At 63.1% G+C, this 16013-nt stretch carries 16 protein-coding genes and 2 tRNA genes; 14 read left to right on the top strand and 4 right to left on the bottom strand.

The window, feature by feature from the left end; all coding sequences use genetic code 11:
- Positions 1-2: 2 nt before the first annotated feature.
- The 9 genes from C8D92_RS00635 (at position 3) to C8D92_RS00595 (ending at position 7704) form a co-directional block, all read left to right on the top strand.
- Positions 3-1775: a tetratricopeptide repeat protein gene (locus C8D92_RS00635; RefSeq protein WP_116918170.1), complete on the top strand. Its 1773-nt coding sequence runs from the start codon at positions 3-5 to the stop codon at positions 1773-1775.
- Positions 1776-1777: 2 nt separating this feature from the next.
- The gene (gene lolB, locus C8D92_RS00630; RefSeq protein WP_116918169.1) at positions 1778-2413 is read left to right on the top strand and encodes a lipoprotein insertase outer membrane protein LolB; all 636 of its coding nucleotides are present in this window, start codon (positions 1778-1780) and stop codon (positions 2411-2413) included.
- Positions 2410-3267, top strand: a complete 858-nt coding sequence (gene ispE, locus C8D92_RS00625) for a 4-(cytidine 5'-diphospho)-2-C-methyl-D-erythritol kinase (RefSeq protein WP_116918168.1) — start codon at positions 2410-2412, stop codon at positions 3265-3267. The genes lolB and ispE overlap by 4 nt, the downstream gene beginning before the upstream one ends.
- 19 nt (positions 3268-3286) lie before the next feature.
- Positions 3287-3361 (top strand) — tRNA-Gln (locus C8D92_RS00620).
- Positions 3362-3413: 52 nt separating this feature from the next.
- Positions 3414-4358 carry a ribose-phosphate pyrophosphokinase gene (locus C8D92_RS00615; protein ID WP_133243091.1) on the top strand — a complete coding sequence of 315 codons (945 nt, stop codon included), beginning with the start codon at positions 3414-3416 and terminating at the stop codon, positions 4356-4358.
- A 156-nt stretch (positions 4359-4514) separates the two neighbouring features.
- Complete coding sequence (locus C8D92_RS00610) at positions 4515-5180, top strand: 50S ribosomal protein L25/general stress protein Ctc (RefSeq protein WP_116918167.1); 666 nt, start codon at positions 4515-4517, stop codon at positions 5178-5180.
- 23 nt (positions 5181-5203) lie between these two features.
- A complete protein-coding gene (gene pth, locus C8D92_RS00605) occupies positions 5204-5794 on the top strand; it encodes an aminoacyl-tRNA hydrolase (RefSeq protein WP_116918166.1) in 591 nt (196 codons plus the stop codon).
- Between the two features lie 75 nt (positions 5795-5869).
- Positions 5870-6961 carry a redox-regulated ATPase YchF gene (gene ychF, locus C8D92_RS00600; protein ID WP_116918165.1) on the top strand — a complete coding sequence of 364 codons (1092 nt, stop codon included), beginning with the start codon at positions 5870-5872 and terminating at the stop codon, positions 6959-6961.
- Between the two features lie 26 nt (positions 6962-6987).
- Entirely contained in the window at positions 6988-7704 is a 717-nt protein-coding gene (locus C8D92_RS00595; protein ID WP_116918164.1) for a 4'-phosphopantetheinyl transferase family protein, read from the top strand.
- Between the two features lie 8 nt (positions 7705-7712).
- On the opposite strand, the gene fhuF is transcribed toward C8D92_RS00595, so the two are convergent.
- The gene (gene fhuF / locus C8D92_RS00590) at positions 7713-8459 is read right to left on the bottom strand and encodes a siderophore-iron reductase FhuF (RefSeq protein WP_243402315.1); all 747 of its coding nucleotides are present in this window, start codon (positions 8457-8459) and stop codon (positions 7713-7715) included.
- Between the two features lie 188 nt (positions 8460-8647).
- On the opposite strand from fhuF, the gene C8D92_RS00585 reads away from it, so the two are divergent.
- A tRNA-Met gene (locus tag C8D92_RS00585) sits at positions 8648-8724 on the top strand.
- Between the two features lie 277 nt (positions 8725-9001).
- A complete protein-coding gene (locus C8D92_RS00580; RefSeq protein WP_095609791.1) occupies positions 9002-9424 on the top strand; it encodes a PACE efflux transporter in 423 nt (140 codons plus the stop codon).
- Between the two features lie 36 nt (positions 9425-9460).
- On the opposite strand, the gene C8D92_RS00575 is transcribed toward C8D92_RS00580, so the two are convergent.
- From C8D92_RS00575 to C8D92_RS00565, 3 genes are read right to left on the bottom strand one after another with little or no spacing between them, the layout of a single operon-like run.
- The gene (locus C8D92_RS00575) at positions 9461-11548 is read right to left on the bottom strand and encodes an FUSC family protein (protein WP_116918162.1); all 2088 of its coding nucleotides are present in this window, start codon (positions 11546-11548) and stop codon (positions 9461-9463) included.
- Between the two features lie 7 nt (positions 11549-11555).
- Positions 11556-12416: an efflux RND transporter periplasmic adaptor subunit gene (locus C8D92_RS00570; RefSeq protein ID WP_116918161.1), complete on the bottom strand. Its 861-nt coding sequence runs from the start codon at positions 12414-12416 to the stop codon at positions 11556-11558.
- A gap of 3 nt (positions 12417-12419) precedes the next feature.
- Positions 12420-12626, bottom strand: a complete 207-nt coding sequence (locus C8D92_RS00565) for a DUF1656 domain-containing protein (protein WP_116918160.1) — start codon at positions 12624-12626, stop codon at positions 12420-12422.
- Positions 12627-12862: 236 nt separating this feature from the next.
- Between C8D92_RS00565 and C8D92_RS00560 the strand changes: the two genes are divergently transcribed.
- From C8D92_RS00560 to C8D92_RS00550, 3 genes are read left to right on the top strand one after another with little or no spacing between them, the layout of a single operon-like run.
- Positions 12863-13903 carry a Glu/Leu/Phe/Val dehydrogenase family protein gene (locus C8D92_RS00560; RefSeq protein WP_116918159.1) on the top strand — a complete coding sequence of 347 codons (1041 nt, stop codon included), beginning with the start codon at positions 12863-12865 and terminating at the stop codon, positions 13901-13903.
- Positions 13904-13919: 16 nt separating this feature from the next.
- On the top strand, positions 13920-14999 hold the full coding sequence (gene pdhA, locus C8D92_RS00555; RefSeq protein WP_116918158.1) for a pyruvate dehydrogenase (acetyl-transferring) E1 component subunit alpha: 1080 nt from the start codon (positions 13920-13922) through the stop codon (positions 14997-14999).
- Positions 14992-15999: an alpha-ketoacid dehydrogenase subunit beta gene (locus C8D92_RS00550; protein WP_165819212.1), complete on the top strand. Its 1008-nt coding sequence runs from the start codon at positions 14992-14994 to the stop codon at positions 15997-15999. Before pdhA ends, C8D92_RS00550 begins: the two co-directional genes overlap by 8 nt.
- Positions 16000-16013 lie beyond the last annotated feature (14 nt).

Raw genomic sequence — 16013 nt, 5'->3', positions numbered from 1 at the left:
GCATGCAGAGATTGATCGCCATTGTCACCATCGGGCTCGGGCTGACCCTGTCAGGCTGCTCGACCCTGAGCGGTCCCGCCGCCGAGCCGGAAAAGCAGGCTCCGACAACGCGCCCCGAGGTTTCCCAGACAGACCGGACGGAACAGTCGGAGCCGCCACCGGAACCGGAGTACGCGGATTTCAGCGAAGAAACGCTCTACAGCCTGCTGGCCGCAGAGGTAGCGGCACAACGGGGGCGCTATGACGTCACACTGGTTAACTACGTGGAAGCGGCCAAGTCATCCCGGGATATCGGCGTCATCAAGCGTGCCCTGGATATCGCCCGCTCCCTGAATGGTGACAATGCACAGAATCAATTGATCGCGCTTTGGCTGGATGTCGCGCCGGACAGCGCGGAGGCCCATCGGGTCGCCGCCATTCAGAAGGTGCGTCAAAAGGACTTCGAAACCGCCCTCAGTCACATGGAAACGCTGCTCCAACAGGGGAAGGAGGCGGACTTCGACACGCTTGCCGCCCTGTCCAGCAACCTGTCAGACGCCGAACAGGAACGCCTGCTGGGCCTGTATCGCGAGCTTGAGGATCGTTACCCGGACAACCGTGACATCCGCTACGGGACGGCGCTCGTCCTACGCGCTCAAGGCAATCACGAAGGCGCGCTGAAAGAACTTCAACCGCTTCTGGACGAATCCGGTCAGAAGCCGTTTCAGCCGGCCCTCATCCTCCGCGGCGACCTGCTCTATAAGATGGGACGTCAACAGGAGGCCCTGGACCACCTGCGCTATCAGTCCCGTCGCTTCCCGGACAACCGCAAGCTGGGCACCCTCTATGGGCGCATCCTGATCGACGACGGCCAGCTCCAGGCGGCTGAGGACCAGTTCGCCAGCCTGGTGGAGCGCTTCCCGGATACGCCGGGGCTCAAGCTGTCCCACGCTCTGGTGGCACTAGAGAACGGCCACAATCAAGTCGCTCGCCGGCAGCTCGAGCAACTGCTGGATGACGAGCACCACGTCAACGAAGCCCATTACTACCTGGGGCGACTGGCGCGCAGCGCCGGGCAAACGGAAGAAGCCATTGCCCATTTTGACCAGGTCCAGGGCGGCGGCCAGTTCTTCGATGCGCTGAGCCAGTCCACGTATCTGCGCGGCCAGTCCGGGCAGCTGGATCAGGCCATGCAGCGCCTCGCCAAACTACGCCAACAGATGCCGGACAACAACGAACGCCTCTGGCTGATCGAGATCAACACCCTGTTGGACCTCGAGCGTTACCCTGAGGCATTGGGCGCCGCGACTGCCGCGCTTGAAAAGCACCCCGAGAACGTCCAGATCCGCTATGCCCGTGCCATGCTTTATGACCGCCTCGACCGGTTCAAGGCCTCTGAGCGGGATCTGCGCTCGATTCTGGACAAGAACCCGGAGAACGCCGTCGCCCTCAACGCCCTTGGCTATCTGCTGACCGTGGAAACAGAGCGACTGAAGGAAGCCCGCCGTCTGCTCGAAAAAGCGCTCTCGCTGGATCCTGAAAATCCAGCGATTATCGACAGCGTCGGCTGGGTCCACTACCGGCTTGGCAATCACCAGAAAGCGCTCGAATACCTGCGTAAAGCCTACGAGGCTTTCCCGGATCCGGAAGTGGCCGCCCACTATGGCGAAGCGCTCTACGTCACCGGCGAAGAGGAACAGGCCCGGGTGATCTGGCGACGCACACTGGAGGAGCACCCGGACGACACCATGATCCGGGACACCATGGAACGGCTGGGCGTGGAACGGGATCTGTAGCTGTGCGAGTTGGCTTTTTAACATCGTTTCTGGCCGCCACCCTGCTTCTGCCTGGCTGCGCCAGCATCACCACGGAACCGCTGCCGGCGGGACTGACCAATCAGCCTCCGGCCGAGCGCGCTGATCTGGTCAGCCAACTGACCCGGTTCAGCGACTGGCAACTCCAGGGCAAACTGGCCGTCAGGCAACCCGAAGACAGCGCAACCGCCGTCATCAACCAGTGGCGGCAGCGTGGCGAGCATTATCAGTTGGTTCTCTCTTCAGCATTTCTCGGCATGGGGCGCACCGAGCTGGAAGGTATCCCCGGCTTTCTGGAACTGACCATGCCGGATGGAGAAACCTATCGTTCTAGCCAGCCTCAGCAGCTGATTGAGGCTGCAACCGGCTGGACGTTCCCCGTCAACGCACTGGTCTGGTGGGTGCGCGGACTCGCCGTTCCCGGCGAGGACGCCCGTCTGCTATTCAATAAAGACAGGCGACTCGCAGTTCTTAACCAGGCCGGCTGGGAAATCCGCTACGACGCGTGGCATCCTTTCGTAGACGGCCAGCCCCACCTGCCCTCCCGGATCACCGCACTCAAGGGCGAGAAGCGCCTGCGACTGGTCATCACCGGATGGCAGTCACGGAACGAGTCATGACGACCCTGTCGCTGCCCGCACCGGCCAAGCTGAACCTCTGCCTCCATATCACCGGACGCCGGCCCGACGGCTACCACGAACTGCAGACCGCCTTCCAGTTCCTGGACTACAGCGACTGGCTTCATTTTGAGTGGAGCCACCACGGCAGCGACACCATGAGCCCCGGCCTCCCCGGCGTCCCGGATGAGGACAACCTCATACTCCGGGCCGCCCGGCTGCTTCGTCACGAGGTGCGGCAGCCGCTTCCCGGTGTTCACATCGTTCTCGACAAACGGCTTCCAATGGGCGGAGGCATTGGTGGCGGGAGTTCCGATGCCGCGACGACACTGGTGGCCCTGAATCACCTCTGGAAACTGGGCCTGAACGGGAACAGACTGGCAGAACTGGGATTGCAGCTGGGTGCCGATGTCCCTGTCTTCGTCCGTGGCTTTGCCGCCTGGGCAGAGGGCGTCGGCGAACGACTCCAACCCATTCAACCGCCGGAGGACTGGTTCGTGGTGCTGCATCCGGATTGCGAGATCAGCACGGCCCGGATTTTTACCGACCCAGGGTTGACAAGGAACAGTACGCCGATCAGAATAGCGCCCGCTTTTGAGGGAGACGTCACCGGGCTCCGGAACGACTGTGAAGAAACAGTCCGAAACCTGTATCCGGAAGTCGGAGATAGCCTGGACTGGCTGTCACAATTCGGACCTGCAAGATTAACCGGAACAGGGGCTTGCATTTTCGGGCGTTTCCCCACAGAATCCAGAGCCCGTGAAATATGGGCATGCAGACCCTCCGGCATCAACGGGTTCGTCGCGAAGGGGGTGAATCATTCACCTCTGCACACTGAGCTGACAGAGCGAACGTGATGCCGAAAGATCAAGATACTGGGGTGTCGCCAAGTGGTAAGGCAACGGGTTTTGATCCCGTCACGCGCAGGTTCGAATCCTGCCACCCCAGCCACCTTTCTTCCGATTCTTCCGAAATCAACGCTGACATCGAGAAGGACTCCGCCGTGTCCAACTTAATGATCTTCGCCGGAAATGCCCATCCGGAACTCGCCCGTGATATTTCCAAGAAACTGCAGATCCCGCTTGGGGAGGCGACCTGCGGCAAATTCAGCGATGGCGAGACAACGGTCGAGATCAACGAAAACGTTCGTGGTCACGACGTGTTCATCGTGCAGCCGACCTGCTACCCAACCAACGACAACATCATGGAACTGATCATGATGGCTGATGCCCTGCGCCGGGCTTCCGCCACACGGATCACGGCGGTGGTGCCCTATTACGGTTACGCCCGCCAGGACCGCCGGGTCCGCTCTACCCGCGTGTCCATCAGCGCCAAGGTCGTGGCGGATATGATCACCAGCATCGGCATTGACCGGGTCCTGACCGTCGACCTGCACGCGGATCAGATTCAGGGCTTCTTCGATATTCCGGTCGACAACATCTATGCCACACCGGTCATGCTCGAAGACATCGAAAAACAGCGCCTGGACAACCACGTGGTGGTGTCTCCGGACGTTGGCGGCGTGGTCCGTGCCCGGGCCGTGGCCAAGCGACTGGACGACGCCGACCTGGCCATCATCGACAAGCGTCGCCCGAAGGCGAACGTCTCCCAGGTGATGCACATCATCGGTGACGTTCAGGGCAAGAACTGCATACTGGTGGACGACATCGTCGATACCGCCGGCACCCTTTGTAAGGCAGCCAACGCCCTGAAGGAACACGGCGCCTCCCGCGTGGTGGCCTATATCACCCACCCCGTGCTCTCCGGCCCCGCCGTCGAGAACATCAACGCCTCCCAGCTTGACGAACTTGTGGTGTGCGACACTATTCCGCTGGGTGACAAGGCGCGTGAGTGTGATAGAATCCGCCCCCTCGGCATGGCGAGCCTGCTCGCCGAATCGATTCGGCGCGTCAGCAACGAGGAATCGATCAGCGCGATGTTCGAATAACACGGCGCCATCCGCCAACGAGACAACAGACATGGAGTCGGACCACCCGTTCGGCTCCATGTTTTGTTTGAGCACCCGGAAAACCGGGATTCAACGAACCCACCGGTCAGGGAGCTTGGTCGCGAGCCGGTCCGGTGATGAGTGAGGTAATCTGTCATGGAACAGGAATTTGTATTGGAAGCATTCCTTCGCGAGGATCAGGGGAAAGGTGCGAGCCGCCGCCTGCGTCGCGAAGAGCGTAAAATCCCGGCCATCGTATACGGTGGTGGCAAGGAGCCGGTCTCAATTTCCCTCTGGCACAACGACCTGAAGAAGGGCCTGGAGAACGAAGCGTTCTACTCCCACATCCTGACGCTGGATCTGGATGGCAAAAAGGAAAGCGTCATCCTGAAGGATCTGCAGCGCCATCCCTACAAGCCGCTCCTGACCCACGCCGATTTCCTGCGTGTGGACAAGGACCACGAGATCCACGTCAGCGTGCCGATCCACTTCATCAATGAAGAGACGGCGCCAGTCGTGAAGCTCGAGGGTGGCGCGGTTCAGCATCAACTGAACGAGGTGGAGGTCATCTGCCTCCCGCAGGATCTACCCGAGTTCATCGAAGTCGACATGACCGAGATGGAAATGGACCAGGTCCTGCACATGAGCGACCTGAAGCTGCCGAAAGGCGTCCGGATCGCCGCCCTACAGCAGGGTGAAGATCATGACCAGGCGGTCGTTTCCGTCCACCTGCCGAAAGGCGCCAAGTCTGACGAAGGCGGTGACGGAGAGGACGCTGCCGGCGCAGAGCAAGGTGGCGGCGAAGGCGGCGACCAGGAGTAATTCCCTCAAGGGAGCACCGGCGCATGGGACAGTCAATCGTGATGGTGGTGGGCCTCGGCAATCCAGGCCCGGAGTACGCCAACACCCGTCACAACGCCGGTGCCCTGATCGTCGATGCGCTGGCCCGCGAAGCGGGCCAGCCGCTCCGCCCGGAACGCAAGTTTCTGGGCAATCACGCCCGCATACACTGGCAGGGGTGCGACGTGCACCTGCTCAACCCCACCACCTACATGAACCGCAGCGGACAGTCCGTCAAAGCCCTCGCGGATTTTTTCAAGATTGCGCCTGAACAGATTCTGGTCGCTCACGATGAGCTGGACCTGCCTCCGGGAACCGCGCGTCTGAAACAGGGTGGCGGTCACGGTGGCCACAACGGTCTGCGGGACATCATCGCCCATCTTGGCACGAAAGAATTCCAGCGACTGCGCGTCGGCATCGGTCATCCCGGCGATGCCAAAAAAGTGACCGGCTACGTGCTCAGCCGCCTGACCAAGAGCGACGCCAGGCATCTCGACGAGATCGCAGGCGACATTCTCAGGGTGCTGCCCGACGCCATTCAGGGCGATCTGCCCAAAGCACAGAACCACCTGCACACGATCCAGCCGTCCACCTAACGGTCGCCGGTCGCACCCAACAGGCAGGATCGGTATAATCCGCCCTTTTCCATTTCCCGTTCATCAGAGGCTCCCATGGGTTTCAACTGCGGCATCGTCGGCCTGCCCAACGTGGGCAAATCCACGCTGTTCAACGCTCTGACCGAGTCCGGCATCGGCGCCGAAAACTTCCCGTTCTGCACCATCGAACCGAACGCGGGCGTCGTCGGCATGCCCGACCCGCGTCTCCATAAACTGGCGGACATCGTGAAGCCCGAGAAGACGATTCCCACCACCATGGAGTTCGTCGACATCGCCGGGCTGGTGTCCGGTGCCTCCAAGGGCGAAGGCCTGGGCAACCAGTTCCTGGCCAACATCCGCGAGACGGACGCCATCGCCCACGTCGTGCGCTGCTTCGAGGATGACAACGTCATCCACGTGGCCAACCAGGTGGACCCGGCCTCAGACATTGAGGTGATCAACACCGAACTGGCGCTGGCCGATCTCGACACCGTCGAAAAGGCCATCAAGCGGGTCCAGCGCATCGCGAAGAGCGGTGACAAGACCGCCAAAGCCCAGGTCGAGCTGTTCGAGCAGTTGTTGCCGGTGCTCAATGAAGGCAAACCGGTGCGCAGCATGAACCTGGACGACGACCAGATGGCGCTGATCCGCGAGCTGTGCCTGCTGACGGTCAAACCGACCATGTACATCGCCAACGTCGACGAGGACGGCTTTGAGAACAACCCACATCTTGATGCGGCCCGCGAGATTGCCGAGGCGGAAAACGCCATTGTCGTCCCGATCTGCAGCAAGCTTGAGGCCGAGATCGCCGAGCTGGAAGACGAGGAAAAGAGCGTCTTCCTCGAAGAGATGGGCATGGAAGAGCCGGGCCTCGATCGGGTGATCCGCGCCGGCTACAGCCTGCTCGGCCTGCAGACCTACTTCACGGCCGGCCCGAAGGAAGTCCGCGCCTGGACCACCCGCATCGGCGCCAGTGCACCGAAATCCGCCGGTGTGATCCACACGGACTTCGAGAAAGGCTTCATTCGCGCCGAAGTGATCGCCTACGACGACTACATCGAACACAATGGCGAACAGGGTGCCAAGGAAGCCGGCAAGTGGCGCCTGGAAGGCAAGGATTACATCGTTCAGGACGGCGACGTCATCCACTTCCGCTTCAACGTCTGAGGACATCACCGGCCGGGAGGACGCCCATGCCGACCCTGCCCGAGTGCTGCGGCGCATTCGAGGACCGCTGGCCCTTCCGCCAGCGGCTCCCCGGCCTGTCCTTCGTCCAGACCCAGACCTCGCCTGAGCATTTCCACCCTGATGCGCCCGCCCAGGCCGCGCTGCCCGAACCGCCATCGATCCTGAACGCGCAGCCCAAACGACGCACCGATTTTCTGGCAGGACGGCTGTGTGCCCGAGAGGCCCTGACGACCCTGGGCGGGCCGGTCGCCTGTCCCGATCAACGGGGCGATGGCGCACCCGCCTGGCCGGACGGATTCACGGGGTCCATTTCACACACGGACGGTCTGGCCACGGCCGTTGCCGGTCTGAGCGAGTACTGGATGGGGCTGGGGATAGACCTGGAACCGATGATCGACGATGAGCGGGCCCGCCGGCTGGCGCCCAGACTGCTGACCCCGGACGAACGGGCCCGTTTCAGAAACAGACTGGAACAGGCACCCGGCGCGCTGGTCACGACCGTCTTTTCCTTCAAGGAAAGTCTGTTCAAGGCGCTCCACCCGGTCACCGGCCAGCGGTTCTACTTCCAGGATGCGGAACTAATGGACACCCCCAACCGTGATAAGACCACACTGAGACTCTGCACCGCGCTCGGCCCGTCCTGGCCGGAGGGATCAACGCTGGAAGGCCACCTCACCGACTGCCACGACCGCTGCCTGACACTGGTCACCGTCCCGGCCTGACCGACACCCTATCCCACCGTCACGCCTTTCGGCGGCCGATCAATCAGCGGGCAGTTCCCGCACAGACCGAATCCGGGCACGCGATACTGGATACAGCACTGGCGGCGCTGACGCAGCGGTGACGGCCCTTCTGAGCGCTCCACATACTGAACCGGGTGGTGCATTGGATTCGGTGTGCCATCCGGTCGCTCAGGCGCCTCAACAATCGTGAGGGCCGGTGCGACCACCGCCTCCGGAGCGCCATAGTCGACCATCGCCGACACCAGCCACTCGAAGTAGTTGCCAGCATTGCTCCAGAGCACACGACGGGACACCTTCACCTGATGGTATAGGCCGTCGATCAACGGCTCGACGTTCTCCGCCAGCAGCCCGCTGAAACGCTCAAACGGCTCGGGCGGCTCCGACCAGACCCGGCCCTCATCCGGCACCCTGAACGCAGAGGGCAGTCCATCATCGCCGAGGATCACATCCAGATCGTCCAGTGCCACGGGCAGCTCACGATGAAGCACCAGATTGGCCACCACCGACGGTACGGTCAGCCAGAGGAAATAGTACCGGGACCAGAGCGAGACCAGTCCGCGCCGGTCCGCCCCGGGATGGGTCGCGCCAAAGCGCTCCAGAACCGTGCCAAGGCCATCGTCCGTCAGAAGCGCCCGCGCGGGCAGCCCCGGACGATCATCTTCCGGCCCGACGATCCGGTCGCGGAACAGGGCGTAGTCCCCGGAGAAAAAGGCGTTGAGATCGTCCAGCATCATCGGTCCCGCAGTCGGATGGAAATCGCGAATGAAAGTTACTCTCGATCAGCCATGAGATCAACGGATAACCACGAACCGAGCGACGTATTCGTTATGCGTTGCCCCCTCCTCTCAAGGGTTGACAGCTCCCCCGAAAATCCCGAGAATACGCGCCTCGTTTGGGGCGTCAAAAGCGCCTGAAAAACGATGGCAAGGTAGCTCAGCTGGTTAGAGCACGGCACTCATAATGCCGGGGTCGGCGGTTCGACTCCGCCCCTTGCTACCAGTATTGCGAAAAGCCCGCTCACCCGAGCGGGCTTTTTTGTGGGCAACGGATCGGCGACATCATGAAGTACACCTTACTGCAGGCTTCGCCCAAAATACTTCGCTGACTACATACTTGTCCGCCGCTTCCCTCGCCTTGTACCTTATTGACCGTTTCGGGAGACGCATCCAGCGCCTCTCTGATCACGCCGATCTGACTTGCGTGATCACTTCGGGGACGACCTCGCCCATACCGGGAAGACATTGCGGGACGGCCCGCCCCTTTTCGGAGACATCCCATGCGTACAACGTCCGATCGGATTCGTCAGGCCATCAGTTTTGAGATCATCGGCCTGGTTCTGGTGGTCCCGCTTGCCGTGTTCACTTTCGACCTGACCGTGGTCGACAGTGCCGGACTGAGCTTGGTCGGCTCACTGATGGCGACGGCCTGGAACTATCTCTTCAACCTGGCATTCGATCACGGGCTGATGCACTGGCGGGGCACCACGGAGAAAACCTGGCCACTGAGGGTGGTTCATGCCATCAGTTTTGAGCTGGGACTGGCCCTCGCTTTCCTTCCCGTCGTCATGGTCTGGCTGGGCATCGGTGTGGTGGAATCGCTCGTGATGGACGTGGCCTTCATGCTGTTCTATATCGTCTACGCGTTTGTCTTCACCTGGGGATATGACACGATGTTTCCAGACGTCCAGGGGAGTCGCTGACACAACGCACGAGAGTGGACGATACCCGAGGTCGTCTCAGCCGGTTGCGGCGACACCCCGGCGTGCCGTTTCCGGGGGTTCCGGCGCGACGGTTCGGGCCGTCCGTTCCAGAGTGAGCGCCACGCGCTCGAACAGGCCTTCGATTGTCGAGACATCGGTCTCAGCCAGCCCGGCCGCCTGGATGACGTTAAGCAAACGGGCGCTGATCGCCCGGAATTCGGGGTTGTACTGGCCCCGGGCACTCATCTCGTAGGTTTCCGCCAGCACGGTCTGCCACTGCTCAAGCAATGCATCGACGGCCGGGGACCGGTGCGCCTGGATGCGCCGCCGCAGCCGAATGGAGACATGCCCCAGGTTCAGGCCGGTGAACCCGAGATCCGTCATGGACCGGTCACGCCCACCGGAACTCTGGTCATAATTGGCGAGACGCAGCAGGCGTTCCCCCATCCGGCCGTTGAACCAGTGCTCGGGCTGCTCATGGTGGTCGATGTCTTCGAGATCCCGCGCGGTGGCTTTCAGCAGCCGGTGTTGCAGCACCTCCCGGTCCGGCGGCCCCACCAGCTTGAAGACCCAGTACAGGACGCTGATGCCGGCCAGCAGACCCAGTGCCGTGCTGACTGCCGTATCGGCCTGGATGGTCATCGGGTTACTGGGCTGGACGATGAGCGTGAACGGAATGCACAGCCCCAGTCCGTACGGCAATGTCGCCCGGTCGGCCAGCAACAGAAGACCCACAAAATACGGGCCAGCCAGGATGAGAAGCAGCATCTCGATGTCGTGACTGCCCCGCGAGAGGAGGCCCAAACCGAAAAACAGGGCCACGGGAATGGCCAAGCACAACCCGGACAGCAACCGACGCAGCGCCACCGTCAGCACGGCGAACGGCAGGCGGGCGAACATGATCGAAAAGACCACCGGCATCACCATCATCATGATTGCCGCCGGACTGGCAGTGTGAACCCAGACGACCGCGCCGATCAGGAAAACGGCAACCGTCCGGAAGCCGTTGACGAGGCCAATGAGCGGGTCCCGGTGGGTGCGCAGTCGTGGCGTCTTCAGCAGCGTGCGGTCCCGGTTCTCCAGGGCGTTGTAGGCCCGCAGCACCACCACCAGATCCGACACCAGTTCCAGCGATGTCTGGGTCAGACGCCTCACGATGGCCGACTCGTCGCTCATGGTCGCCCGGCGTTCGCGCAGGGCGCGTCGCAGTGACTGCGCACGCTTGTAGCTGTTCTCGAATCCGTCCGCCTCGGCGATTTCCCGGAAGTGGCGGCGCATGTCCCCCAGCAGCTCGGCAAATGCCGGTGACACCAGCTCGGAATGGTAGCGATGGAACCGCCCGATAATCTGCGTCACCGCCAGCAGCGAGAGAATCTTGTTGCACAGCAGGCTGGCCGCCCGACTACGTCCCGGGCCCTCGGCGCCTTCATACACCACGGCGCTGGAGTCGTCGTTGAGCGCCACCAGAACCTCGAGGATCTGATCCGCCTGATCGTGACGCTGATCGTGGGAGCTGGCCGGGTCCAGTTCCAGGCTGAGGTAATCCATCGTCCGGTTGATGGCACTGCGGGCATGGCGGCGCAGACCGTCCTTGACGCGACGCGGCCACAGCAACCGGCTGACCAGCATGGCGCACAGAGCGCCGATGGCTATCTCGCTGATGCGAGCCTTGGCGATGGCAAACACCGCCGCGCTGCTGGTCGTCGACGCATCGGCCATAACCAGCAGGACGACCAGCCCCGCCGTGACACCCGCCATGGCAAAGGCGTAGATGAAGTTGACGCTGTGGACCATGGAGGAGGCCGCCGAGTTGAGCCCGACCCAGAGCGCCAGGCAGGCAAGCGCCAGCACGGGATACGGCATCAGCACGGCGAGAATCAGGATGCCGACACCACCGCCCACCACCGACCCCAGCACCTGGCAGATGGCCTTTTCCACCACCAGCCCACTCTCCGGCCGGATCTGCAGGAATACGGCCGACACCACCGCCCAATAGGGCCGGTCCAACTGGAGAAACATCGCGGTGCACACGGCCAGCGCCATGGCGATGACCCCTTTCAGGGCGAAGATCACGGCGCTCCGGTCCGGCATCAGGAGCTGGGCCAGCAGTGGGTGGAGGGTCATGACGCCCTCACTCCGCCTTCAGGCGGATGGACACCGTCATCCCGGCACTGAGGTTCAGCTCATCAGGCACCGGATCAAGGGCAACCTCCACCGGAATGCGTTGAGCCAACCGGACCCAGTTGAACACCTGCTGCACCTCGGGCAGCAGCTGGTCGTTGCCCTGGGTGTTGGCATCGGCAATACCCCGGGCGATGCCGGTAACCGTGCCGGTCAGCGTCTGGTCGCTGCCCATCAGCGTCATGGTGGCCTTCTGACCGGGGTGGATGCGCTGGATCTTGGTCTCCTCAAAATACCCGGTCACGTAGAGCGAGCCATCCTGAATCAGTGACAGGGCCGGCTGCCCCCGGGTTGCGTAATTGCCTTCGCGCAAGGAGAGGTTGCTGATGGTGCCGTCCGCCGGCGCCCGTATCCGCGTCCGCTCCAGATCAATCCGCGCCTCTTTCAGGCGGGCCTTGGCCAGATCATGGTCGGCTTTTGCGGACTGCATCTGGATGCGGTACGTCTCCAGATCCTCCTCGCTGATCGCCCGTTCACCGGACAACGCCTTGCGACGCTGGTACTGGTGGCGGGCCAGCTCCAGGGCGCTTTTTTGACGGGCCAACTGGGCCCTGGCTTCTGTCAGGGCTGCCTGGTATCGGGTGTCGTCGACGGTGAACAGCAGGTCGCCTTCATCGACGGACTCATGATGGGTAACGGCAAGGTTGGTCACCCATCCCGAAACATCCGGCGTGACGGTGACCACATCGGCCTGTATCCGGCCATCCCGGGTCCAGGGCGAGTACAGGTAGTGATGCCAGACCCAGGTGCCGGCGAGGATGGCCACCGCCAGTACCGACAGCGTGATTCCGATGCGCAACAGCTTTCCCATGCCTCAGCCCTGATTCCCGAACAGATGGACGACAAGCGCCAGATAGCACACGAACACCCCCACATCGAACCAGGCCGGTTTCCAGATGAAGCGGCGCCAGTTCATTCGGTGCAGCGCCAGCCGGGTGGCCAGCATCAACCCGAACGCCAGCGGTATCAACGCCACCAGCGGGCTGAACAGCATTCCTCCCAATCCCAGTTCGTGGAGCATGGTGTGTCCGGACAGCGTAAGAAACGGAATACCGGGCAGGATAGCGGATTTTCAGCACGACACCATTGGACGATGGGGGCATCAGCACATTGCGTCATGACCAGCACCCGCCTCAGAACAAATCCATCCAAGCGAATACCGCCATGCCGCGCTATGGTAAGAAAGACAGGGCCGTGATCCGGCCCACCCAACAACCGGAGGGACTCACCCCGTCCTGACGGTAAGGAGTCGCTGTCATGTTCGCTACCCTCGAGCAGACCGGCGCCACTGAGCTCCACGTTCACCGGGACCCGGTGACCGGTCTACGCGCAATCATTGCCATTCATTCCACGCTCCGTGGCCCCGCCGTGGGCGGTTGCCGCTGCCTGCACTATCCCGACGAAGACGCCGCTCTCACCGACGTCACCCGACTCGCCCGGGGCATGAGCTACAAGGCTGCCCTGTCCGGACTGCCCCATGGTGGCGCGAAATCGGTGATCCTCAGGCCGGACGGACCATTCGACCGCGTCGCGCTCTATCAGGCATTCGGGCGCTTCGTCGACACTCTGGGCGGACGATACATCACCGCCATTGATTCCGGGACCGAGCTGGACGATCTGGACCAGGTGGCGATGACCACCGACCACGTCTGGGGCCATCACGGCGATGGCCTCGACCCATCGCCCTTAACGACACTGGGAGTTCTCTCGTCGCTGGAGGCCGCTGTTCGGCACCAGCTCAAGCGGTCCAATTTCCGGGGACTGCACTTTGCGATACAGGGGCTTGGTCACGTGGGCGCTGATGTGGCCAGACGGCTGGCCGACGCCGGCGCGTCGCTCACTTTGGCCGATCTGGACACTCAGCGCAGCCAGTCCCTGGCATCCGAGCTGGGGGCGCACTGGATTTCGGCCGACGCCATCTACGACGCGTCCTGCGACGGTTTCATCCCCTGCGCGCTGGGCAACGTGCTCAACGCCAACACCATTCCACGACTGCGGACCCGGATCGTGGCGGGCTCGGCCAACAATCAGCTCGGCCGGGACCAGGACGCCCAGTTGCTGCACGACCACGGCATTCTCTATGCCCCCGATTACATCGTGAATGCCGGCGGACTGATCCAGGTGGCCATGGGGCACCATGGCGCGACGCGGGACCAGATTCGCCGCAAAGTCCAGGGCATCGGGGAGACGCTGTCCCGGATTTTCCGTGAGGCGCAGCAGCGCGGCCTGACGCCGGCCCGGATGGCGGACCATCTGGCCGAAGAGCGCCTGCAGCACACCAGCGACCAGGCCGCCTGAGGCGGGGGGAGGCATCATGTTCACCAGAACACCCTACGAGTGCCATACCCGCCTAGCCGTCGACGGTCAGTGGCACGCCCGCCCCGGCGATGACCGATGGGCACGGCTGATCGAGGGCTACCGCACCATGGCGCTGATCCGCCAGTTCGATAAGAAGGCGGTGAACCTGCAACGAACGGGCAAGCTGGGCACCTACGCCTCCTGCCTGGGCGCGGAAGCCCTGACCACGGCCGCCGGCCAGACCCTGCAGCCGGACGACTACTTCGTTCCCTATTACCGGGATCAGGCCACCCAGTACCTGCGAGGCGTCCGGCTGGAGCAGATCCTGCAGTACTGGGGCGGCGACGAGCGCGGTAATGACTTCCCGGCAGACGCGCCCGCCGTGCGGGACCTGCCCAACTGCGTCCCCATCGGGACTCAGCTCACCCAGGCCGCCGGCGTCGCGACGAAGGCCAAACAGCGCCACGAGCACACAGCCGTACTGGTGACCTGCGGCGATGGGGCGACCTCACGGGGTGACTTCCACGAAACCCTGAATGTGGCCGGCGTCTGGCAATTACCACTGATTGTGCTGGTCAACAACAACCAGTGGGCCATCTCCGTGCCCCGGCGTCTGCAGACCGCAAGCCGGACCATTGCCCAGAAAGCCGAAGCCGCCGGCATCGAAGGCTTCCAGGTGGACGGCAACGACCTGCCGGCCATGCTCGATGCACTGGACTACGCGCTGGACCGAGCCCGACACGGCAAGGGCGCCATCCTGATCGAGGCCATGAGCTATCGGCTCAGCGACCACACCACCGCGGATGACGCCAGCCGCTATCGCAAGGCCAGCGACCTGCATGCTGCCTGGCAGCGGGAGCCGGTGGCCCGGCTGCGTCAGGCGCTGGTGGAGGCCGGTCACTGGGATGGGGACCAGGAAAAGGCCTGGCTGGAACACTGTCAGCGGCAGGTGGATGAGGCCATCGACAGCTACCTGGCCACACCCCCCGCGCCCGCGACGGACATGCTCGATTACCTCTACGCCAATCTGCCACCGGCCCTGCTGGCCCAACGCGCCCAACTCGAACAACGCACCACGGGAGGCCATCATGCTTAGTACCCATCAACAGCCCGACACCGCCATCCCCATGAACATGGTGGAAGCGGTCAATCAGGCCCTGCACGATGCCATGGCCGCCGATGAGGACGTCGTGGTACTGGGCGAGGACATCGCCACCAACGGCGGCGTGTTCCGGGCGACCGAGGGACTGAAGGAGGCGTTTGGAATTCGGCGGGTCATGGACACGCCGCTGGCGGAAAACCTCATCGCCGGACTCAGTGTTGGCATGGCCACCCAGGGCCTCAGACCGGTGGCCGAGATCCAGTTCATGGGGTTCATTTACGCCACCCTGGAACAGCTCATCAGCCACGCGGCACGCATGCGCAACCGCACCCGGGGTCGCCTGAGCTGCCCGTTGGTCATCCGGGCGCCGTTTGGTGGCGGCATCCACGCGCCGGAACACCACAGCGAGAGTACCGAAGCACTGTTTGCCCAGATTCCGGGGCTTCGGGTGGTGATTCCGTCCTCGCCAGCCCGCACCTACGGCCTGTTACGAGCCGCCATCGACTGCCCGGACCCGGTGCTGTTCCTGGAACCCAAACGCATCTACCGGCTGCAGCGCCTGCCGGTGGCGCGTCACGGCGATCCACTGCCACTGGACCGCTGTTTCACGCTGCGCGCCGGCACCGATGTCAGCCTGATCAGTTGGGGCGCCATGATCCACGAAACACTGGCGGCCGCCGACGAACTGAAGAACGACGGCATCAGCGCCGAGGTGATCGATGTGGCGACCCTTAATCCGCTGGACCGGGAAACGCTCATCGCCACCATCACCAAAACCGGCCGCGCCGTGATCGTCCACGAAGCGCCGGGGCATGGCGGCTTCGGCGGTGAGATCGCCGCCACCCTGGCCAGCGACGCCCTGCTCCACCTGCGCGCGCCGGTGGAACGGGTCACCGGCTACGACTGCCCCATGCCCTACTTCGCACTGGAGCAGCAGTGCATGCCGGGCACGGACCGGATCGTGGCGGCGGCGAAGCGCACGCTCGAGTACTGAAAACGGACAACAAC

This window comes from Tamilnaduibacter salinus (assembly GCF_003096655.1).
GTDB lineage: Bacteria > Pseudomonadota > Gammaproteobacteria > Pseudomonadales > Oleiphilaceae > Tamilnaduibacter > Tamilnaduibacter salinus.
This window is presented reverse-complemented; position numbering and strand designations above follow the sequence as displayed.

What these genes read in the sequence shown, in the direction of transcription:
- C8D92_RS00635 (WP_116918170.1), top strand. Translation starts at nt 3, where the DNA reads ATGCAGAGATTGATCGCCATTGTCACCATCGGGCTCGGGCTGACCCTG.
- ispE (WP_116918168.1), top strand. Translation starts at nt 2,410, where the DNA reads ATGACGACCCTGTCGCTGCCCGCACCGGCCAAGCTGAACCTCTGCCTC.
- C8D92_RS00610 (WP_116918167.1), top strand. Translation starts at nt 4,515, where the DNA reads ATGGAACAGGAATTTGTATTGGAAGCATTCCTTCGCGAGGATCAGGGG.
- pth (WP_116918166.1), top strand. Translation starts at nt 5,204, where the DNA reads ATGGGACAGTCAATCGTGATGGTGGTGGGCCTCGGCAATCCAGGCCCG.
- ychF (WP_116918165.1), top strand. Translation starts at nt 5,870, where the DNA reads ATGGGTTTCAACTGCGGCATCGTCGGCCTGCCCAACGTGGGCAAATCC.
- C8D92_RS00595 (WP_116918164.1), top strand. Translation starts at nt 6,988, where the DNA reads ATGCCGACCCTGCCCGAGTGCTGCGGCGCATTCGAGGACCGCTGGCCC.
- fhuF (WP_243402315.1), bottom strand. Translation starts at nt 8,459, where the DNA reads ATGATGCTGGACGATCTCAACGCCTTTTTCTCCGGGGACTACGCCCTG.
- C8D92_RS00580 (WP_095609791.1), top strand. Translation starts at nt 9,002, where the DNA reads ATGCGTACAACGTCCGATCGGATTCGTCAGGCCATCAGTTTTGAGATC.
- C8D92_RS00575 (WP_116918162.1), bottom strand. Translation starts at nt 11,548, where the DNA reads ATGACCCTCCACCCACTGCTGGCCCAGCTCCTGATGCCGGACCGGAGC.
- C8D92_RS00570 (WP_116918161.1), bottom strand. Translation starts at nt 12,416, where the DNA reads ATGGGAAAGCTGTTGCGCATCGGAATCACGCTGTCGGTACTGGCGGTG.
- C8D92_RS00565 (WP_116918160.1), bottom strand. Translation starts at nt 12,626, where the DNA reads ATGCTCCACGAACTGGGATTGGGAGGAATGCTGTTCAGCCCGCTGGTG.
- C8D92_RS00560 (WP_116918159.1), top strand. Translation starts at nt 12,863, where the DNA reads ATGTTCGCTACCCTCGAGCAGACCGGCGCCACTGAGCTCCACGTTCAC.
- pdhA (WP_116918158.1), top strand. Translation starts at nt 13,920, where the DNA reads ATGTTCACCAGAACACCCTACGAGTGCCATACCCGCCTAGCCGTCGAC.
- C8D92_RS00550 (WP_165819212.1), top strand. Translation starts at nt 14,992, where the DNA reads ATGCTTAGTACCCATCAACAGCCCGACACCGCCATCCCCATGAACATG.